The organism is Methyloversatilis discipulorum (genome assembly GCF_000385375.1).
Classification (GTDB): Bacteria; Pseudomonadota; Gammaproteobacteria; order Burkholderiales; family Rhodocyclaceae; genus Methyloversatilis; species Methyloversatilis discipulorum_A.
Map to the genome: position 1 here is coordinate 168,990 of NZ_ARVV01000001.1, position 18,390 is coordinate 187,379.

Annotated in this window: 22 protein-coding genes; 14 read left to right on the forward strand and 8 right to left on the reverse strand. The window is 66.0% G+C overall.

The genetic code is table 11. The features are described from left to right. Positions 1-2: 2 nt before the first annotated feature. From METRZ18153_RS0100795 to METRZ18153_RS0100820, 6 genes are all read right to left on the reverse strand, one after another. Positions 3-545, reverse strand: a complete 543-nt coding sequence (locus METRZ18153_RS0100795) for a hypothetical protein (RefSeq protein WP_020162943.1) — start codon at positions 543-545, stop codon at positions 3-5. Further along, the gene (locus METRZ18153_RS0100800; RefSeq protein WP_020162944.1) at positions 542-1,675 is read right to left on the reverse strand and encodes an NAD(P)/FAD-dependent oxidoreductase; all 1,134 of its coding nucleotides are present in this window, start codon (positions 1,673-1,675) and stop codon (positions 542-544) included. Before METRZ18153_RS0100800 ends, METRZ18153_RS0100795 begins: the two co-directional genes overlap by 4 nt. A gap of 24 nt (positions 1,676-1,699) precedes the next feature. Further along, positions 1,700-1,957, reverse strand: coding sequence for a sulfurtransferase TusA family protein (locus METRZ18153_RS0100805; protein ID WP_051091664.1), 258 nt, complete (start codon positions 1,955-1,957; stop codon positions 1,700-1,702). Positions 1,958-1,972: 15 nt separating this feature from the next. Further along, on the reverse strand, positions 1,973-2,569 hold the full coding sequence (locus METRZ18153_RS0100810) for an OmpW/AlkL family protein (RefSeq protein WP_020162946.1): 597 nt from the start codon (positions 2,567-2,569) through the stop codon (positions 1,973-1,975). Positions 2,570-2,816: 247 nt separating this feature from the next. Continuing rightward, positions 2,817-4,088: an NAD(P)/FAD-dependent oxidoreductase gene (locus METRZ18153_RS0100815; protein ID WP_020162947.1), complete on the reverse strand. Its 1,272-nt coding sequence runs from the start codon at positions 4,086-4,088 to the stop codon at positions 2,817-2,819. Then, on the reverse strand, positions 4,085-4,405 hold the full coding sequence (locus METRZ18153_RS0100820; protein ID WP_020162948.1) for a c-type cytochrome: 321 nt from the start codon (positions 4,403-4,405) through the stop codon (positions 4,085-4,087). Before METRZ18153_RS0100820 ends, METRZ18153_RS0100815 begins: the two co-directional genes overlap by 4 nt. Before the next feature lie 187 nt (positions 4,406-4,592). On the opposite strand from METRZ18153_RS0100820, the gene METRZ18153_RS0100825 reads away from it, so the two are divergent. From METRZ18153_RS0100825 to METRZ18153_RS0100875, 11 genes are all read left to right on the forward strand, one after another. Then, positions 4,593-4,970, forward strand: coding sequence for an ArsR/SmtB family transcription factor (locus METRZ18153_RS0100825; protein WP_019915880.1), 378 nt, complete (start codon positions 4,593-4,595; stop codon positions 4,968-4,970). 13 nt (positions 4,971-4,983) lie between these two features. Then, entirely contained in the window at positions 4,984-6,315 is a 1,332-nt protein-coding gene (gene soxC, locus METRZ18153_RS0100830) for a sulfite dehydrogenase (protein ID WP_020162949.1), read from the forward strand. Then, positions 6,299-7,318: a c-type cytochrome gene (locus METRZ18153_RS0100835; protein WP_020162950.1), complete on the forward strand. Its 1,020-nt coding sequence runs from the start codon at positions 6,299-6,301 to the stop codon at positions 7,316-7,318. Before soxC ends, METRZ18153_RS0100835 begins: the two co-directional genes overlap by 17 nt. An 11-nt stretch (positions 7,319-7,329) precedes the next feature. Then, positions 7,330-7,797 carry a thiosulfate oxidation carrier protein SoxY gene (gene soxY / locus METRZ18153_RS0100840; protein WP_020162951.1) on the forward strand — a complete coding sequence of 156 codons (468 nt, stop codon included), beginning with the start codon at positions 7,330-7,332 and terminating at the stop codon, positions 7,795-7,797. Between the two features lie 43 nt (positions 7,798-7,840). After that, positions 7,841-8,155: a thiosulfate oxidation carrier complex protein SoxZ gene (gene soxZ / locus METRZ18153_RS0100845; RefSeq protein WP_020162952.1), complete on the forward strand. Its 315-nt coding sequence runs from the start codon at positions 7,841-7,843 to the stop codon at positions 8,153-8,155. A gap of 112 nt (positions 8,156-8,267) precedes the next feature. Then, complete coding sequence (gene soxA / locus METRZ18153_RS0100850; RefSeq protein ID WP_020162953.1) at positions 8,268-9,083, forward strand: sulfur oxidation c-type cytochrome SoxA; 816 nt, start codon at positions 8,268-8,270, stop codon at positions 9,081-9,083. Positions 9,084-9,094: 11 nt separating this feature from the next. Continuing rightward, the gene (gene soxX, locus METRZ18153_RS0100855) at positions 9,095-9,733 is read left to right on the forward strand and encodes a sulfur oxidation c-type cytochrome SoxX (protein ID WP_020162954.1); all 639 of its coding nucleotides are present in this window, start codon (positions 9,095-9,097) and stop codon (positions 9,731-9,733) included. 7 nt (positions 9,734-9,740) lie between these two features. Continuing rightward, on the forward strand, positions 9,741-11,465 hold the full coding sequence (gene soxB, locus METRZ18153_RS0100860) for a thiosulfohydrolase SoxB (protein WP_020162955.1): 1,725 nt from the start codon (positions 9,741-9,743) through the stop codon (positions 11,463-11,465). 2 nt (positions 11,466-11,467) lie between these two features. Beyond that, positions 11,468-12,442 (forward strand): MBL fold metallo-hydrolase, encoded by a 975-nt coding sequence (locus METRZ18153_RS0100865; protein ID WP_051091665.1) that lies wholly within the window; start codon positions 11,468-11,470, stop codon positions 12,440-12,442. Next, entirely contained in the window at positions 12,439-12,924 is a 486-nt protein-coding gene (locus tag METRZ18153_RS0100870) for a thioredoxin fold domain-containing protein (protein ID WP_020162957.1), read from the forward strand. The genes METRZ18153_RS0100865 and METRZ18153_RS0100870 overlap by 4 nt, the downstream gene beginning before the upstream one ends. Then, the gene (locus METRZ18153_RS0100875; RefSeq protein WP_020162958.1) at positions 12,921-13,547 is read left to right on the forward strand and encodes a class I SAM-dependent methyltransferase; all 627 of its coding nucleotides are present in this window, start codon (positions 12,921-12,923) and stop codon (positions 13,545-13,547) included. Before METRZ18153_RS0100870 ends, METRZ18153_RS0100875 begins: the two co-directional genes overlap by 4 nt. 8 nt (positions 13,548-13,555) lie before the next feature. Here METRZ18153_RS0100875 and METRZ18153_RS0100880 read toward each other — a convergent pair whose 3' ends face one another. After that, positions 13,556-13,861 carry a hypothetical protein gene (locus tag METRZ18153_RS0100880; protein ID WP_019915869.1) on the reverse strand — a complete coding sequence of 102 codons (306 nt, stop codon included), beginning with the start codon at positions 13,859-13,861 and terminating at the stop codon, positions 13,556-13,558. A gap of 38 nt (positions 13,862-13,899) precedes the next feature. Further along, a complete protein-coding gene (gene apbC / locus METRZ18153_RS0100885; protein WP_020162959.1) occupies positions 13,900-14,988 on the reverse strand; it encodes an iron-sulfur cluster carrier protein ApbC in 1,089 nt (362 codons plus the stop codon). Between the two features lie 170 nt (positions 14,989-15,158). Between apbC and metG the strand changes: the two genes are divergently transcribed. The 3 genes from metG (at position 15,159) to METRZ18153_RS0100900 (ending at position 18,209) form a co-directional block, all read left to right on the forward strand. Beyond that, positions 15,159-17,309 (forward strand): methionine--tRNA ligase, encoded by a 2,151-nt coding sequence (gene metG, locus METRZ18153_RS0100890; protein ID WP_020162960.1) that lies wholly within the window; start codon positions 15,159-15,161, stop codon positions 17,307-17,309. A gap of 13 nt (positions 17,310-17,322) precedes the next feature. Further along, complete coding sequence (locus tag METRZ18153_RS0100895) at positions 17,323-17,616, forward strand: acylphosphatase (protein ID WP_020162961.1); 294 nt, start codon at positions 17,323-17,325, stop codon at positions 17,614-17,616. 146 nt (positions 17,617-17,762) lie between these two features. Further along, a complete protein-coding gene (locus tag METRZ18153_RS0100900; protein WP_020162962.1) occupies positions 17,763-18,209 on the forward strand; it encodes a hypothetical protein in 447 nt (148 codons plus the stop codon). Positions 18,210-18,390 lie beyond the last annotated feature (181 nt).

Genomic DNA, 18,390 nt, shown 5'->3' on the forward strand with positions numbered 1-18,390 from the left:
GTTCAGCCGCCGCGCGCACTGCGCGCCACCGCGGCCAGCCAGTGCAGCGCATCCTGAGTGTCCGGGCGCATCAGCAGGCGAAAAAGCGATGCCGCTCCACCGGGCGATGCAGCGCCGGCGGCGCGCGCCGACCCGTCGTTCAGGGCCTGAAGCAGCGTCAGCAGAGCGGAGCACTCCAGCCCGTCGTCGCGCGATGCCGCGCGCTCAAGACGATCGAGCAGACGGGCCACGCCCGGACTGTTCAGCAGACGCAGCAGGCGCAGCGCACCGCCGGCGAGATCCGCAGCGTCGGACACCATGTCGGGCGTGAAGCCGTCCTCGAACAGTTCGAATAGCCGCTGCAGGCCGACTGCCTCCGGCGCGGCCGGCTCGTAGGCGCCGGTATGCCGCGCATCGTGCTGCCGCCAGGCGCGGATCGCGTCGGCGACCAGGCGATCGAGCGCGCCGCTTCGTGCCATATCCGCCAGCACGCACGGCGCCTCGATCAGTCCGGCGCGTTCGCACCAGTCCTCCAGCGCACGCCAGTCCTCTGCGCGGGCCGTCACGGAAAACCTCTCAGCGACGACCAGTAGAGACGGTGATAGAAGGTCTTCGCCATGTGCATCGCGCGGCTGGGCGCGTGCGGGCGCGGCGGTTCGGCGTAGTTGAAGGCGGCGTAGGTGGCGCGGTCACGGCTGGTTTCGATGAAGCACAACACCTTGCCGTCATAGCCATGGGTGTCGCCGCCGCCGCGTACGCGCGAGGCCAGGTTCGCGGCGATCACCTCGGCCTGGAAACGTGCCGTCGAGCCCGCCTTGCTCACCGGCAGATTGGTGGTGTCGCCGAGCACGAACACATCGTCGCGCCCCTGCATGGAGAGCAGCCGCCGATGCGTCGGCACCCAGCCGCGCGGACCCAGACCGCTGCGTTCGATCGCCTCGGCGCCACGGTGCGGCGGAATGGCGATCAGCAGATCGTAGTCGACGCTCAGCCCCTCCTCGCTGTGCACCGCGCGCGTAGCGCCATCGACCGACGCGATATTGAAGTAGGTCGCGCTGCGTACGCCGCGGCGGGCAAACTCGATGCGCGCCCATTCGGCGACGGCCTCGATCGAATGCAGGCGGCCGATCGGATAGGTGTAGAGCAGATCGACGCGCGGCGCGATGCCACGTCGCACGAACAGCTCCTGCAGCAGGAAGGTCAGTTCCAGCGGTGCCATCGGGCATTTGTGTGGGACGCCGGTGGTGACGACGACGCGGCCACCGTCGAACGCCTGCAGTGCCTGTGCCAGCCTGAGTGCCGCAGCCTCGGTGTAGAAGCCGTGCGCATTTTCGGCCAGGCCCGGCACCTCTTCCGGTGTCACTCGCGAGCCGGTGGCGATGACCAGCCAGTCATAGCTGTAGGCATTGCCGCTGGCGCCCCGCACCTGCTTCGAGTCCGGCGCAAAGGCGACCACCTCGTCGATCAACAGCGCGATGCGCGGATCGAGCAGCGTGCGCTGGTCGCGATACAAGGCATCCACCGTGGTCTGTCCGAGTGCTAGATGCAGCAGGCCGGGCTGGTAGAGATGTCTTGGCGACGCCGAGAGCACCACCACATCCACCTCGCCGCGCTGCAGCTCCGGCGCCAGCAGCCTTGCCAGCCTGTTGGCCAGTATCGTGCCACCGATGCCGGCGCCGACGATCATGATGCGCATGAAGTCCGCTCCTCCGGCATGGGCCTAGCCACGCGTCTTCTCGACCATGATGTGCAGAACCCCCCGCTCGCTGCGGGTAGACACGTGACGCTGACCCACCTTGGCCAGCCACTCGGGAATCTCCCGCGCCGAACCGGGGTCGTCTGCCAGCACCAGCAGGAACTCTCCGCGCCGCGCGTGCTTGAGCGCAACGATCAGTTCCATCAGCGCGCCCGGGCAATGGCTGCCGCGCGCATCGACGACGACGGCCACGCCACCAGGCACTGGAGGGTCATCCTGCATGGCCGCCGTCGCCGCTCAGAAGCGCATGCCGAATGCAAGGCTGAACACGTCGGGATCGAGACCGATGCGTTCCACACGGGCGGGCGCTCCGGAGAAGCGCACGTCGGTTTCGAGGTAGAACTTCTTGTAGTCCAGGTTGATGAACCAGCGCTCCGACACCGACCAGCTGACACCTGCCTGCAGCACGAGACCGGTATCGGACTTGAAGCGGGCGAGCTGGTCGAAGACCGGTCCTTCCTGGTCGAAGAACAGCGTGTGGTGGACGCCGACGCCGACATAGGGACGGAAGCGCCCTTCAGGCAGGAAATGCCATTGCGCCACCAGGTTCAGCGGCGCCATCGAAGCCCGGCCCAGCGTGGCACCGCCGAGGCTGAAGCGGTGACGCGCAATGCCGGCCGCGGTATTCAGCGCGATCTGACGGGTCAGGAAATAGCTTGCGTTGATCACCGGCGTCACCCGGTCCGATGCGTCGACGCCCAGCACCGGTGAATCCATGTCCGCGTTGACCGACATCAGTCCCAGACTGAGCTCCCAGTCACCTGCCGCCGCCTGCACCGCCACCGGCAGCGCAAGTGCGAATACCGTCACCGTCCGCTTGAGTACACGGCTCATTCTTCTTCCTCCTTGTCCTTGTTGTGGGCATGACTGCCTTGTTGTCCGTCGTGCGTGCACCGCTGCGGGCGCATCGCATGACAGCGACAGTTCTACGCGGCGAGGAGGGCGGGGAAAATCCGGACGAGCACGCCCGGTATCGAGGGTTTCTACCCGGTCAATAGCGGGGTCGCGGCCGACGCGCGGACATGAAAAAAGGGCGGCTCCCCTTGTCGGAGAGCCGCCCTGGGCGGAAAAGACGGCGCGATCAGACCAGCATGTCGGCCCAGATGTTCTTCGCCCAGGCAAGCGCGAACTTGCCTTCCATCTCGGTCGGGCCCGCGGACAGGCCGCCGGCGCCCTTGACCGGCTGCACCTGCTTGGTGGCCGGGTCGTAGGCGTGCACCGACGCCACGTGTACGACGTTGGTCGCATCGACGAAGCTGTAGCAGGTGTTCATCACCAGTGGCGAGTCCGACGGCGGCTGGCCCGCCATCAGGTTCACGATGGCGGCGGCAGCGAGCTTCGCGTGCTGGTTCGCCATATGGCCCGACTTCGGCATGGTCGGCGCCGGGAAGATGGCGTCGCCGAGCACGTGGATGTTCGGCGTGCTGGTCGATTCCATCGTCAGCCAGTTGATGTCCACCCAGCGGTTGTTGATCAGCTTCAGCCCCGATTTCGCGGCGATGTCGCCGGCGCGCTGCGGCGGCACCACGTTGAGCACGTCCGCCTTCACCTGATCGAACTCGAGGATGGCCGTACGGTTGCCGGCATCGACGTCGCGCAGCTCGCTCTGCGGGCGGTACTCGATGATGTCCTTGTAGTTGTCGGCCCAGGCCTTCAGGAACAGGCCCTTCTTCGACACGATCTCCTCGTTGGCATCGAGCACCAGCACCTTGGACTTCGGCTTCTTCGTCTTGAAGTAGTGCGCCACCATGCAGGCTCGCTCGTACGGTCCGGGCGGGCAGCGATAGGGCGCCTTCGGAATGGTCATCGCGAAAACGCCACCATCCGGCATCGCTTCGAGCTGCTTGCGCAGCGCCACCGTCTGCGGACCGGCCTTCCAGGCGTGCAGGATGGCCTGCTGCGCTGCGGCCGACTGCAGCCCGGGGAGCCCGTCGTACATGAAGTCCACGCCCGGCGACAGCACCAGCCTGTCGTAAGCGAGGTCGCCGCCCTTGGCGAGCTTGACCACGCGCTTGTCGGCATCGACCGCGGTCACTTCGTCCTGCACCACCTTGATGCCGTACTTGGCCAGACCTTCGTAGCCCACCGTGATGTCCGACAGCTGCTTCTCGCCAGCCAGCACCAGATTGGAGATCGGGCACGAAACGAAGGCGGCGTTGCGCTCGACCAGCGTCACGCGGATGCCGCCATTGCTCCACATCGAAATGTACTTGGCTGCAGTGGCGCCGCCGTAGCCGCCACCGACCACCACCACGTGACCCTTGCCCTTGCCGGCACCGGCGCAACCGTAGAGCGCCGCCATGGCCGACACGCCCAGCGTGCCCTGTATGAAACCGCGACGTCCGATGCTCATTTGCCACCTCCGGTCGGCGTGCGCGACGAGAAATAGTCCGCGATCAGTTCGAGCTGAGCCTCGGTATAGCCCTTCGAGATCTGGTGCATGATGGTTGCCGGCTTCTCGCCGTTGCGGAAAGCCTTCAGCGAATTGAGCATCTTGCCCTTGGGCATGCCCGCCAGCACTTCCATGCCACCGACGCTGTTGCCGTCGGTGCCGTGGCAGTTGGCACAGGTTGCCGCAAGATTGCGGCCGAGATTCGGATCCGCCGCGTACACCGCCGTCGCGCTCAGCGACAGCAGTGCCAGAGTCAGCCCTGGCAATGTCTTGTTCAAGATTCTTTTCCTCCTCGGTATCTGCACTGGGGTTCCATTGCGTCCGTTCTGGCGCAGGCGCTCGTTGCGGACTATCGACACGCTAGACAAAAAAACGCGCACCCTCAAGTCAAAAGATCGATAAATTTTTTCTTGCAGATATGCGCAATCGCGCATATGCTCAATTCAAACGATATGAGGAGCAGCGATGGAACACGATCCGGAGCTGGACAAGGTATTCGAGTCGGTGGCCGATTACTTCGGATTGCTGGCCGAGCCGGCAAGGCTGAAAATCCTGCACTGCCTGTGCGATGGCGAGCGCTCTGTCGCCGACGTCGTCAGCCAGTCCGGTCTGAGCCAGACCAACACGTCCCGCCATCTCAACATGCTGTACCGCGCCGGCATCGTCGGCCGCCGCAAGGACGGCAGCATGGTCTTCTACAAGCTGATCGACCCCAACTTCCCGTCGATCTGCCGCACCGTCTGCATCCAGATCGCGTCGGGCAGCGCGCTCAATCTGCCCAGCAAACCCAGCAAGGCCTCGCTGAAGAAGGTCGGCCGCGCGCTCGAGATCGCGTCCGAATAGTCACGGAGAAGACATGTCCCAGCCACCCGTCCGTCCGGGGCGCATCCGTCGCGCACCCGAAGGCTTTCTTACACCTGAACAGATAGGCGAGGTCGCCGCCGGTCGGCGCGATTTCCTGCGCAACGCGTTCGTCGCCGCGACTGCGGTGGCGGCCGGCACCGGTGTCGCACGCGCCGCCGAGGGCGACCCGGCCATCCTGACGCTGCCCGAGCACAGCACCACGCTGGGCCGCCCGGTGGCCGAGCGGCCTTACGGCACACCGTCGCAGTATGAATCCGGGTTGAAGCGCCGCGAGAGCCCGGGCCTGACCCGGGTCGCCGCCGCCTCGGTGTCGTTCGCGCCGCTGCAGGGCCTGTTCGGCATCATCACGCCGTCCGGCCTGCACTTCGAACGCCATCACCAGGGCTGGCACGACATCGACCCGGCCCGTCACCGCCTGATGGTGAATGGTCTGGTGAAGGAAGCCCGCGTCTACACGATGGACGACCTGATGCGTCTGCCCTCGGTGTCGCGCATCCACTTCATCGAGTGCGGTGCCAATACCGGCATGGAATGGGGCAATGTTGCGGTGCCCACCGTGCAGTACACGCACGGCATGCTGTCCTGTTCGGAATTCACCGGTGTGCCGCTGTCCGTGCTGCTCGACGACTGCGGCATCGACATGAAGCGTGCGAAGTTCGTGCTGGCCGAAGGCGCCGACGGTTCGAGCATGACGCGCACCATCCCGCTCGACCGCGCGCTCGACGATGTGCTCGTCGCATGGGGTCAGAACGGCGAAATGCTGCGTCCGGAGAACGGCTACCCGCTGCGCCTGGTGGTGCCGGGCATTCAGGGCGTGTCCTGGGTGAAGTGGCTGCGCCGCATCGAAGTGGGCGACAAGCCGTGGGCGGCGAAGGACGAAGCCATCCACTACATCGACCTGCTGCCGGATGGCACCCACCGCCAGTACACGTCGATCCAGGAGTGCAAGTCGGTCATCACCACGCCGTCGGGCGGGCAGACCCTGCTCGACCGCGGCTTCCACAACATCTCCGGCCTCGCCTGGTCGGGCCGCGGCAAGATCAAGCGGGTGGATGTATCGACCGACGGCGGCCGCAACTGGCGCACCGCCCGGCTGGAAACACCGGTGCTGTCGAAGGCGCTCACCCGCTTCAACATCGACTGGGTGTGGGACGGCAGTCCGGCCATCCTGCAGTCGCGCGCGATGGACGACACCGGCTATGTGCAGCCGAACTACGCGCAACTGCGCGAGGTGCGCGGCACGCGCTCGATCTATCACAACAACGCCATCCAGTCGTGGAAGCTGGCGGAAAGCGGAGACGTGAGCAATGTCCAGGTTTACTGAACTCGCCCTCGCTGCCGCACTCGCACTGAGCGCGGGCGCCACCCTTGCCGCCGGCAAGTACGAAGGCATCGGTCGCAGCGCTACGCCGGCCGAGGTGAAGGCCTGGGATATCGACGTACGCCCCGACTTCACCGGTCTGCCGCCCGGTTCCGGCTCGGTCGATCGTGGCATGGAGGTGTGGGAGAGCAAGTGCGCCTCCTGTCACGGTACCTTCGGCGAGAGCAACGAGGTGTTCACGCCCATCGTCGGCGGTACGACGAAGGAAGACATCGAGAAGGGCCGCGTCGGCGCCTATATCCGCGGTGACGCGCCGCAGCGCACGACGCTGATGAAAGTGGCCACCGTATCCACGCTGTGGGATTACATTCACCGTGCGATGCCGTGGAATGCACCGAAGTCGCTCAGCGCCGATGACACCTACGCCGTGCTCGCCTACATCCTGAATCTGGGTGAGATCGTGCCGGCCGATTATGTGCTGTCGGACAAGAACATCGCCGACGTACAGAAGCGCATGCCCAACCGCAACGGCATGACGACGAAGCACGGGCTGTGGGACGTCAAAGGCAAGCCGGACGTGAAGAACGTCGCCTGCATGAAGAACTGCAAGACGCAGATCACTCTGGGTTCCAGCCTGCCCGACTACGCCCGCGATGCGCACGGCAATCTGGCCGAGCAGAACCGTGTGGTCGGCCCGGTGCGCGGCCAGAAGACCGGCGCTGCTGCAGCGCCCGCCGCCAAGCCGCATCCGGCGCTCGAGCTGATGAAGAAGCACGGCTGCAGCGGCTGCCACGGTGTCGGCAGCAAGATACTCGGCCCAGCCTTCCGCGACGTTGCGCAGCGCTACAAGGACGACAAGGGTGCAGAATCCGGTCTCGCTGCCCGCATCAGGAACGGCGGCAGCGGCGCCTGGGGCGACGTCCCGATGCCGCCGCAAGCGCAGGTCAGCGATGCCGACGTCAGCGCGTTGGTGAAATGGATCTTGTCGGGTTCGCCCGAAAACTGAGGAGGAAGTAGATGAACTCGCAGCGAAGAGAAGCCCTGAAGTCCGGGGGCGCACTGGGCCTGTTCGGCGTGCTGGTTGCCGCCGGTCTGATCACGCCGGAAGTGGCGCAGGCAGCATGGGACAAGGCGGCATTCGACGCCAAGACGATGGACGACGCGCTCAAGGCGCTCGGCGCAGGCAAACCGGCCGACTCGAAGGACGTGCAGATCAATGCGCCCGACATCGCCGAGAACGGCGCCGTCGTGCCGGTCGCCGTCAAGAGCACGCTGCCGGGCACCGAGTTCATCGCCATCCTGATCGAGAAGAACCCGAGCATGCTGGCCGCCAGCTTCACGCTGCCCGAGGGCACGGCCGCCGACGTCAGCACGCGCGTCAAGATGGGTCAGACCTCGAACGTGTTCGCGCTGGTCAAGGCCGGTGGCAGCTTCTACATGACCACCAAGGAAATCAAGGTGACGCTGGGCGGCTGCGGCGGCTGAGCCCCCGGACTTCCCCGACACCCGTACATTCAAGGAGCAAGACATGGCAGCAGGTCCGATGCGCATCCGCGCCGCCAGCAATGGCACCGAAACCGAAGTGAAGATCCTGATGAGCCACGACATGGAAACCGGCCAGCGCAAGGACGCGTCCGGTGCCCTGATCCCGGCGCACCACATCACCGAAATCACCGCCACCCACAATGGCCGCGTCGTGCTGGCCGGCCAGTTCGGCCCGGCGGTATCGAAGAACCCCTATCTGCAGTTCAAGTTCAAGGGCGGTGCCAAGGGCGACAAGGTGAGCGTGAGCTGGGTGGACAACAAGGGCGAGAAGCGCACCGACGAAGTCGTCGTGTCCTGACGCCCCGGCCGGCGTGCAGCGCCGGAGCACTCCACCAAAGAGACAGGACGACCTCACGAAGGTCAGTCCCGCACACAGTCGAGTCATCACACGCAGGACTGGAGGAAGAGATATGAATGGCACCCGATACGCCGCATGCGTTGCCGCATCGGCCTTGGCGCTGATGCTGCCGGCGATGCCGGCAGGCGCCGACGCGACCGCCGAAGGCATTGCCAAGTACCGCGAGGCACTGGCTGACGGCAATCCCGCCGAACTGTGGGAAATGCAGGGCGAGGAACTGTGGCGCACCGCGCGCGGCCCGAAGAACGCCTCGCTGGAGAAGTGCGACCTGGGCCAGGGCCCGGGCGTGGTGAAGGGCGCCTTCGTCACGCTGCCGCGCTACTTCGCCGACACCAAGAGGGTGCAGGACCTCGAATCGCGCCTGCTCACCTGCATGGAAACGCTGCAGGGCATTCCGGCCGACGAGGTCGCGAAGACGCCCTTCGGCAAGGGCGAGCAGAAGAGCATCGAGGCGCTGGTGGCGTGGATTTCCGCCGAGTCGCGCGGCATGAAGTTCAACGTGCCGACCTCGCATCCGGAAGAGAAGCGCATGTACGAGATCGGCAAGCGCGCCTTCAACTACCGCGGCGGCACGCACGATTTCGGTTGCGTCACCTGTCATGGCGAGGACGGCAAGCGCATCCGCCTGCAGGATCTGCCCAACCTGACCAAGGGCCCGGACGCCGCGCGCGGATTCGGCGCATGGCCGGCCTACCGCGTATCCAGCGGCGAACTGTGGAGCATGCAGCGGCGCCTGAACGACTGCTTCCGCCAGCAGCGTTTCCCTTACCCGCTGTACGGGTCCGACGTGACCATCGCGCTGTCGGCCTATCTGGGTGTGACCGCCAACGGTGCCGGCGAAAGCACCGCGCCTTCGATCAAGCGCTGAGGAGACGACACATGAACACCACCTTGCGCAACACCGCACTCGCGCTCGCCACCCTCGCTACCGTCGCCGGCTGTGCCGGTGGCCGCCCGAGTGCCGAACAGCAGGCGGCGTATGACCGCGACACCGCGGAAGTGATGGCACGTTCGTTCCGCGAACAGGGCATCGTCAAGACCGACCGCCTGCAGCAGGACGAAGTGATGGCGGCCTGCTCCAAGCACGGCCACCACATCGACGACGATCTGCGCGACCGCATCCAGGAAAGCGCGATGGCCGGCATCAAGTGGCCGTCCGACGGCAACTACCTCGGCGACTGGAAGGAAGGCGAGAAGATCGCGCAGAGCGGTCGCGGCCTGACCTGGAGCGACAAAGCGGGCGATCCGAATGGCGGCAACTGCTACAACTGCCACCGCATCACGAAGAAGGAGATTTCCTTCGGCACCATCGGCCCCAGCCTCTACCAGTACGGCAAGCTGCACGGCAACACCGAGGCGACGCAGAAATATGTGTGGGGCAAGATCTGGAACCCGAACGCCTACACCGCATGTACCAACATGCCGCGCTTCGGTGCGCACGCCATCCTCGACGAGAAGCAGATCCGCCACATCGTGGCCCTGCTGCTCGACCCGAAGTCGCCGGTCAACGCGGAGTGATGCGCCGATGAGCATGCACCGCCGCGAGTTCCTGCAGCTGCTGGCGCTGGCCGGCGCCGGCGGAATGACCTTGCACAACGACTTTGCCCGTGCCGCGGCAGCGGCCGGGCAGATGTACGAACTGCCGCGCTTCGGCAACGTGAGCCTGCTGCACATGACCGACTGCCATGCGCAGCTGATGCCGATCTACTTCCGCGAGCCGGACGTGAATCTGGGCATCGGCGACATGGCCGGTCGCGCGCCGCATCTGGTCGGCGAGAAATTGCTGAAGCAGTTCGGCATCGCGCCGGGCACGCCGCAGGCACACGCCTTCACCTACCTCGACTTCGCGCAGGCGGCGAAGACCTACGGAAAGGTGGGCGGCTTCGCCCACCTCGCCACGCTGGTCAAGCGCATGAAGGCCAGCCGGCCCGGCGCACTGCTGCTCGATGGCGGCGACACCTGGCAGGGTTCAGGCCTGTCGCTGTGGACCAAGGGCCAGGACATGGTCGATGCCTGCAAGCTGCTCGGCGTCGATGTGATGACCGGCCACTGGGAATTCACCTACGGCGCCGAACGCGTGAAGCAGATCGTCGATGGCGACTTCGCCGGCAGGATCGATTTCGTTGCGCAGAACGTGAAGACCACCGACTTCGGCGACCAGGTGTTCCCGCCCTTCGTGATCAGGCAGATCAATGGCGTGCCGGTGGCCATCGTCGGTCAGGCCTTCCCCTACACGCCGATCGCCAATCCGCGCTACTTCACGCCGGAATGGAGCTTCGGCATCAACGACGAGTCGATGCAGGAGCATGTCGACGCCGCCCGCGCCAAGGGCGCGCAGGTGGTGGTCGTGCTGTCGCACAACGGCATGGATGTCGACATCAAGATGGCTTCGCGCGTGCGCGGTATCGACGCCATCATGGGCGGCCACACGCACGACGGTGTGCCGGCACCGGTCATCGTCAAGAACGGCGGCGGCCAGACGCTGGTGACCAACGCCGGCTCCAACGGCAAGTTCCTCGGCGTGCTGGATTTCGACGTCAAGGGCGGCAAGGTGAGCGACTTCCGCTACCACCTGCTGCCGGTGTTCTCCAACCTGATTCCGGCCGATGCCGACATGACCGCGCTGGTGACGAAGATGCGCGCGCCGTATGAGGCGAAGCTGAACGAAAAGCTGGCGGTGACCGAAGGTCTGCTCTACCGCCGCGGCAATTTCAACGGCAGCTTCGATCAGCTCATCCTGGACGGGCTGATGAAGATGAAAGACGCCGAAATCGCGTTCTCGCCCGGCTTCCGCTGGGGCACCAGCCTGCTGCCGGGCGATGCCATCACGATGGAGAACCTGCTCGACCAGACGGCCATCACCTACCCGTACACGACGCTGACGCCGATGACCGGCGAGTTCATCAAGACGGTGCTGGAAGACGTCTGCGACAACCTGTTCAACCCCGATCCCTACTACCAGCAGGGCGGCGACATGGTGCGCGTCGGCGGGTTGCAGTACCGCTGCGATCCGACCGCGAAGATGGGCAGTCGCATCAGCGGCATGACCCTCGACGGCAAGCCGCTCGAAGCATCGAAGACCTACCGCGTCGCCGGCTGGGCGCCGGTGTCGGAAGAGGCGCGGAACGCCGGCGGCGAACCGATCTGGGACCTGATGGCGCGTTACCTGAAGGACGTGAAGACGGTGAAGCCGGTCAAGCTCAACCTGCCCGAGTTGCAGGGCGTGGCCGGCAACCCGGGGATGGCCTGACCATGCGCCCGTTGCGTCGCCCGCTGTTCCGATGGCTGCTTGCCAGCTGCGCACTCCTCCTCGCGCAGTTCGCAGCAGCGGGCGACGCACCCGCCTTGCGCGCACCGCTGAAGCCGGTGCAGGTCGGCCCGCACAGCTGGTTCGTGCAGGGCGAATCCGGCCCGGCCAGCCTCGCCAACGAGGCGTTCAACTCGAATGCCGGCTTCGTCGTCACCGGCGACGGCGTGGTGGTGATCGACGCGCTCGGCACGCCCGCGCTGGGCCAGGCGCTGATTGCCGCGATCCGCACGGTGACCGATCAGCCGATCAGGCGCGTGCTGGTCACCCACTACCACGCCGATCACTTCTACGGCCTGCAGACCTTCAAGGCTGTCGGCGCCGATGTATGGGCGCACCGCGCCGGCCGCGAGTACATCGAGGGCGAAGAGGGGCGCGCCCGGCTCGAACAGCGCAGGCGCGACCTCGACCCCTGGGTAGACGCCAACACGCGGCTGGTCGGCGCCGACGTCTGGCTGGAGGGCGACACCAGCTTCCGCATGGGCGACATCACCTTCGAGCTGGTCTATCTCGGCCCGGCGCACGCACCGGACGACATGGTCATCGTCGTGCGCGAGGACCGCGTCATCTACTCGGGCGACATCCTGTTCATCGGCCGCATCCCCTTCGTCGGCGACGCCGACAGCAAGCGCTGGCTCAGTACGATGGAGCAACTGCTGGCGATGAAGCCGGGCACGCTGGTGACCGGCCACGGCCCGGCATCGACCGACCCGGCGCGCGATCTCGGCATGACCCGCGACTACATCGGCTACCTGCGCGAGCAGATGGGCCGCGCCGTCGCCGAGTTCATGCCGTTTGACGAAGCCTACGCGCGCACCGACTGGAGCCGCTGGGAAAAGATGCCGGCCTTCGATGCCGCCAACCGCATCAACGCCTACGGCACCTTCCTGCGCATGGAACAGGAGGCGCTCGGCAAATGAAGTGGCGTGCCCTCATCGCTGCCGCTGCGCTGGTCGTCTGCCCAGCGCTGGCCGCCAAGCCCGCGCGTACCGCTGGCACGACGCTGCCGGTGCTGGTGCACGCGGCGAACGACGCGCGCGAGGCGGCCAATCCGGGCGTGGTGTTCGTCGTGCTGTTCTCCTTGCCCGGCTGCCACTACTGCGAAGAGGTGCGCAACCACTACCTGGCGCCACTGGCGCGAGACGCCGCAAATCGCGGCCGGCTGGTGGTGCGCGAGATCGACCTGAACAGTGCACGCGCGCTGACCGATTTCGATGGCACCTCGACCACGCAGGCCGCCTTTGCCAGACGGCTCAAGGTGCAGTTCGCACCCACCGTGCTGTTCCTCGACGCGCGGGGCCAGCAGGTCGCTTCGCCGCTGATCGGCGCCGGCAAGGCGGATTTCTACGGCGCCTACCTGGACGAGGCGATCGCCACCGGATTGAAGGCTGCGGCGCGATGAACGGCCGGGCGAAGACGCACTGGGAAGCGGTGTATGCCCAGCGGACGCCGGACAGCGTGAGCTGGTTCCAGCCGCATGCCGAACACTCGCTGGAGCTGATCGCCCGCGCCGGCCTTACGCGCGATGCGGCGATCATCGACGTCGGCGGCGGCGCGTCGACGCTGGCCGACGATCTGCTGACGCGTGGCTATCACGACCTCACCGTACTCGATCTGTCCGCTGCCGCACTGGCTGCGGCGCAGGTGCGGCTCGGCGACGACGCGCGACGGGTGAGCTGGGTCGAGGCGGACATCACGGCGGTCGATCTGCCGCGCCAGCGCTACGACCTGTGGCACGACCGCGCGGTCTTCCACTTCCTCACTGATGCGGCACAGCGACACGCCTATGTCGAACGGGTGCTGCAGTCGGTGAAGCCGGGCGGTCACGTCATCGTCGCCACCTTCGCAGAAGACGGGCCGGATCGCTGCAGCGGGCTGCCGGTCATGCGCTACGGCGCCGACACGCTGCACGCGGAGTTCGGCGCGCCCTTCGAACTGCTGGAACACAGCCGCGAAACGCACCATACGCCGGGCGGCGCCGTGCAGCAGTTCGTCTATTGCTACTGCCGGCGCTCGGCGAGCTGAACCAGACCCTATCTGAACTTGTAGAAGCGCTTGTTCAGATAGGCGACGACGTGTGCCTCGTCTTCCGGAAACCAGCCGGTATTGAGTTGCGAATTGCATACGCTGACCTGGGTGGCCAGCTGCGCCAGTGAATTGACGCGGCGGTCGCTGCGCAGATAGATCTGGGTTCCGTCTCCGCCGCCGTAGCGATCGTCGTGGCAGCTTTCGCACTGCGCTTCGGTCACCAGTTCTCCGCCCTTGACCGGGTCGGCGGCCTGCAGATATGCGGGCAGTGCGCTGCAGGATGCAAGAACAAGCAGTTTCAGCAGCTTCATCCGGACTCTCCCACGCGACCGCCCGGCCGGCGGTGCGATCAGGTGTTCTGCACGACGATGCTCGGGAACTTGGCCGTCATGTCCTTCGCCTTGTCGGCGATCTTCACCGCAACCTTGCGCGCGATGTCGCGGTAGATTTCGGCGACGCGGCCATCCGGGTCGGACACCACGGTGGGCTTGCCGGAGTCCGCCTGTTCGCGGATCTGCATCGCCAGCGGCAGCGAACCGAGCACTTCCAGATCGTAGTCGGCCGCCATGCGTGCGCCGCCGCCCTCGCCGAAGATGTGCTCTTCGTGGCCGCACTTCGAACAGGTGTGCAGGCTCATGTTCTCGACGATGCCGAGGATGGGAATGCCCACCTTCTCGAACATCTTCAGGCCCTTGCGCGCATCCAGCAGTGCGATGTCCTGCGGCGTCGTGACGATGACCGCACCGGTGACCGGCACCTTCTGCGCCAGCGTCAGCTGGATGTCGCCGGTGCCTGGCGGCATGTCGATCACCAGGTAGTCGACCTCGTCCCAGCGGGTTTCGGTCAGCAGCTGTTCCAGCGCCGAGGTCACCATCGGGCCGCGCCACACCATCGGCGTTTCGACGTCGATCAGGAAGCCGATAGACATCGCCTGGATGCCGTAGGCGGTCATCGGCGCCAGCGACTTGCCGTCCGGCGATTCCGGGCGGCCGGTGATGCCCAGCATCTGCGGCTGCGACGGGCCGTAGATGTCGGCGTCGAGCAGGCCGATGGTCGCACCTTCGGCGGCCAGCGCCAGCGCCAGGTTAACCGCGGTGGTGCTCTTGCCGACGCCGCCCTTGCCGGAAGCGACGGCGATGATGTTCTTGACGCCGGGCAGCAGCTTCACGCCGCGCTGCACCGCGTGCGACACGATCTTCTGCGTCACGCTGACGCTGACGTTGCCGACACCCGGAATCGCGCGCAGACAGGCGATGGCGAGACGGCGCAGGTGGTCCATCTGACTTTTCGCCGGATAGCCCAGTTCGATGTCGACCGACACGTCGGCGCCGTCGATGCGGATGTTCCGCGCGCTGCGCGTGCTGACGAAATCCTTGCCGGTATTCGGGTCTATCAGTTCCTTGAGCGCGCTCTGGACCTGGGCTTCGGTGATGGACATGGACAACTCCGTACGCTGGGCAGCCGCCGTCGCGCCTCGTGCGCGCCTGTCGCGAAATACCCGATCAATTTACTAAAGTATAACCGATACACCCGCGCCCCGTGGCGCAGCCGCGTGCGGGCAGTAGAATTGCGGGTTTCCCCGCTTTGGCTGTCACTTCGCCCTCCATCATGTCCCGCCGCCGCCTGCTCGTCACCAGCGCCCTGCCTTACGCCAACGGCGCCATTCACCTCGGCCACCTGGTCGAATACATCCAGACTGACATCTGGGTGCGCTTCCAGCGCATGCGCGGCCACGAGGTGCACTACGTCGGCGCCGACGACCAGCACGGCACGCCCATCATGCTGCGCGCCGAGAAGGAAGGCATCACGCCGCGCGAGCTGGTCGAGCGCGTGCTGCACGAGCACGCCCGCGACTTCTTCGGCGGCCTCGACGTGCAGGCCGCGTGGAAGAAGGGTGCCGGCGAACTGGGCGGTTTCCTGGTCAGTTTCGACAACTACCACCAGACCGATTCCGACGAGAACCGCGCCTTCTGCGAAGACATCTACGCCAAGTTGAAGGCTGGGGATCTGATCGCCCAGCGCTCGGTCGAGCAGTTCTACGACCCGGTGAAGGAAATGTTCCTGCCGGACCGCTTCATCAAGGGCGAGTGCCCGAAGTGTTCGGCCAAGGACCAGTACGGTGATTCCTGCGAAGTGTGCGGCGCCACCTATGCGCCGACCGAACTGAAGAACGCCTATTCGGTGGTGTCGGGCGCGGCGCCGGAGCGGCGCGCCAGCGAGCACTACTTCTTCCGGCTGTCGGCGCCGCAGTGCGAGAACTTCCTGCGCGACTTCACGCAGGGTTCGAACCGGCTGCAGCCGGAAGCGGCGAACAAGATGAAGGAATGGCTGGGCGAGCCGGGCGACAACCGCCTGTCCGACTGGGACATCTCGCGCGACGCGCCCTACTTCGGCTTCCGCATCCCGGGCACCGACAACAAGTTCTTCTACGTCTGGCTGGACGCGCCGGTCGGCTATTTCGGCAGCTTCCGCAACTACGTCGCGAAGCAGAAGGCGCTCGGCCATGACATCGACGAGGCGGACTTCCTCGATGCCGCAGCCGCGAAAGCGGCCGGTACCGAGATGGTCCATTTCATCGGCAAGGACATCCTGTACTTCCACGCGCTGTTCTGGCCGGCCATGCTGGAGCACTCGGGCTACCGCACGCCGACGCAGATCAACGCACACGGCTTCCTGACCGTGAATGGCGAGAAGATGAGCAAGAGCCGCGGCACCTTCATCACCGCGCAGAGCTACCTCGACCTCGGCCTGAATCCGGAATGGCTGCGCTATTACTACGCGGCCAAGCTGAACGGTTCGATGGAAGACATCGATCTGAACCTCGACGACTTCGTCGCGCGGGTGAATTCCGATCTGGTCGGCAAGTACATCAACATCGCCAGCCGCTGCGCCGGCTTCATCAGCAAGCGCTTCGCCGGCACGCTGTCGGCGCCGACCGTGCCTTTCCACTGGCACGAGGCGTCGATCCGCGACGCCTACGAGTCGCGCGACTACGCGCGCGCGCTGCGAGAGGTGATGGCCTGCGCTGACCAGGCGAACGTGTTCGTGAACGACCACGCGCCCTGGGTGCTGGCCAAGCAGGACGGCCAGGACGAAAAGCTGCAGTCGGTGTGCAGTACCGCGCTAGAACTGTTCCGCCAATTGTCGGTGCTGCTCAAGCCGGTACTGCCGCATCTGGTGGCCGAGGTAGAGCGCTTCCTGAATATCGCGCCGCTGGGTTGGGACGACTTCGGCTCGACTCTCAAGGCCGGCCACACCATCAACGAATACAAGCACCTGATGACCCGCATCGACCCCAAGCAGGTGGTCGCGCTGGTCGACGCCAACAAGGAATCCCTGGGGAGTACCCAAGCCCCCGCCGCCGCGCCGGCCAAGACCGATGCACCGAAGAGGGCCGACGCGCCGGCTGCCGATAACGGCGCTCATATCTCGATCGACGACTTCTCCAAGGTCGAACTGCGCATCGCGAAAATCGTCGCCGCCGACCATGTCGAGGGCGCGGACAAGCTGTTGCGCCTGCAACTGGATATCGGTGAGGACAAGCCCCGCCAGGTGTTCGCCGGCATCAAGTCGGCCTACGATCCGGCCGCGCTGGTCGGGCGGCTGACCGTGATGGTGGCCAATCTGGCGCCGCGCAAGATGAAGTTCGGCATGTCGGAGGGCATGGTGCTGGCTGCCTCCGACGACAAGGGCGAGGTGCCGGGCCTGTTCATCCTGTCGCCGGATTCCGGCGCGCAGCCGGGCATGCGCGTCAAGTAAGAAGCGCGTGGCGATGGACGAGAGCGAGGTCGAAGCGCTGCATTTTGCGATCAGCGGTCGCGTGCAGGGGGTGTTCTTCCGCGCGTCCATGGTCGAGGAAGCGCGTCGCCTCGGACTGACCGGCTGGGTGCGCAATCGCCGCGACGGCTCGGTCGAGGCTTATGCCGTCGGTCGTCCGGCGGCACTCGATGCGCTGGTGGCCTGGGCCGAGACCGGCCCGCCGGCCGCCCGCGTCGACGCATGCATCGTGTCGCCGGCGGAGGCCGACGCCGCACTGCACGACTTCACGCAAGCCGCCACGGCCTGAGCTTTCGCCCGCAAACCACCCGGCAAACCCGCGCCACTTGGTGCACTGCCGCCATGGCAGCGCGTCATGACTTCCTTTCCGCACAGGTCTAGCTTTCACATCAGGCGCGCACATGGACGCGACCCACACATGTGGAGGAGACAACCATGCTGCCAACGGAGGAAGCGTGTTTCCGCGCTGTGTTGCGCGCCTGCCAGGATCACGCCGACGCGATGCTCGCGTGCGGCAGCCCGCCGCGACCGACTGCGTTGATGGCGCAGCTGGATCACGGGCGCATCACCGACGCCGCGCTGGCCCGCATGGACATGCTGGACGAGGCGTCGGTGGTGCGTTTCGTGCAGGAAACCATTGCCGAGCCGGGCATCGATGTGATCGGCCTGAGCTGCGTGCTGCGGCTGGCCGAGTTCGACGACGACACGCCTGAGGCGCCGCCGGTCACGCGCGATGTGGTGCTCATCTATCTGGTGTCCAAGGACCGCGAAACCTGGGTCGCCAACGACATCGACGGCGACAGCCGTCGCCTCGCCCGCGGCACGCTGGACCTCAGCCGCGGCAGCAACACCTTCATTGCAGCCCCCGCGCTGACCCACTGAGCGCGCGGCTTCCGCCGCGTGTCGCCCGGCAGCGGGTGCCCATCCGCCCTGCATGGCGTCTAACCCTGTGGAACACCTCTTTCCACGTCGTAAACCTGTACATCCGCCCGGAAAGTGAAGCGCACGCGCGGCTGACGCCCTGCCTCGCGCAGGGTGCGGCGACACCGCCCGACTCGCTGTC

What these genes read in the sequence shown, in the direction of transcription:
- soxC (WP_020162949.1), top strand. Translation starts at nt 4,984, where the DNA reads ATGTCCCAGCCACCCGTCCGTCCGGGGCGCATCCGTCGCGCACCCGAA.
- soxZ (WP_020162952.1), top strand. Translation starts at nt 7,841, where the DNA reads ATGGCAGCAGGTCCGATGCGCATCCGCGCCGCCAGCAATGGCACCGAA.
- METRZ18153_RS0100880 (WP_019915869.1), bottom strand. Translation starts at nt 13,861, where the DNA reads ATGAAGCTGCTGAAACTGCTTGTTCTTGCATCCTGCAGCGCACTGCCC.
- METRZ18153_RS0100800 (WP_020162944.1), bottom strand. Translation starts at nt 1,675, where the DNA reads ATGCGCATCATGATCGTCGGCGCCGGCATCGGTGGCACGATACTGGCC.
- metG (WP_020162960.1), top strand. Translation starts at nt 15,159, where the DNA reads ATGTCCCGCCGCCGCCTGCTCGTCACCAGCGCCCTGCCTTACGCCAAC.
- apbC (WP_020162959.1), bottom strand. Translation starts at nt 14,988, where the DNA reads ATGTCCATCACCGAAGCCCAGGTCCAGAGCGCGCTCAAGGAACTGATA.
- METRZ18153_RS0100870 (WP_020162957.1), top strand. Translation starts at nt 12,439, where the DNA reads ATGAAGTGGCGTGCCCTCATCGCTGCCGCTGCGCTGGTCGTCTGCCCA.
- METRZ18153_RS0100825 (WP_019915880.1), top strand. Translation starts at nt 4,593, where the DNA reads ATGGAACACGATCCGGAGCTGGACAAGGTATTCGAGTCGGTGGCCGAT.
- METRZ18153_RS0100805 (WP_051091664.1), bottom strand. Translation starts at nt 1,957, where the DNA reads ATGCAGGATGACCCTCCAGTGCCTGGTGGCGTGGCCGTCGTCGTCGAT.
- METRZ18153_RS0100875 (WP_020162958.1), top strand. Translation starts at nt 12,921, where the DNA reads ATGAACGGCCGGGCGAAGACGCACTGGGAAGCGGTGTATGCCCAGCGG.
- soxB (WP_020162955.1), top strand. Translation starts at nt 9,741, where the DNA reads ATGAGCATGCACCGCCGCGAGTTCCTGCAGCTGCTGGCGCTGGCCGGC.
- METRZ18153_RS0100900 (WP_020162962.1), top strand. Translation starts at nt 17,763, where the DNA reads ATGCTGCCAACGGAGGAAGCGTGTTTCCGCGCTGTGTTGCGCGCCTGC.
- soxY (WP_020162951.1), top strand. Translation starts at nt 7,330, where the DNA reads ATGAACTCGCAGCGAAGAGAAGCCCTGAAGTCCGGGGGCGCACTGGGC.
- METRZ18153_RS0100815 (WP_020162947.1), bottom strand. Translation starts at nt 4,088, where the DNA reads ATGAGCATCGGACGTCGCGGTTTCATACAGGGCACGCTGGGCGTGTCG.
- soxX (WP_020162954.1), top strand. Translation starts at nt 9,095, where the DNA reads ATGAACACCACCTTGCGCAACACCGCACTCGCGCTCGCCACCCTCGCT.
- METRZ18153_RS0100810 (WP_020162946.1), bottom strand. Translation starts at nt 2,569, where the DNA reads ATGAGCCGTGTACTCAAGCGGACGGTGACGGTATTCGCACTTGCGCTG.
- METRZ18153_RS0100865 (WP_051091665.1), top strand. Translation starts at nt 11,468, where the DNA reads ATGCGCCCGTTGCGTCGCCCGCTGTTCCGATGGCTGCTTGCCAGCTGC.
- METRZ18153_RS0100895 (WP_020162961.1), top strand. Translation starts at nt 17,323, where the DNA reads ATGGACGAGAGCGAGGTCGAAGCGCTGCATTTTGCGATCAGCGGTCGC.
- METRZ18153_RS0100835 (WP_020162950.1), top strand. Translation starts at nt 6,299, where the DNA reads ATGTCCAGGTTTACTGAACTCGCCCTCGCTGCCGCACTCGCACTGAGC.
- soxA (WP_020162953.1), top strand. Translation starts at nt 8,268, where the DNA reads ATGAATGGCACCCGATACGCCGCATGCGTTGCCGCATCGGCCTTGGCG.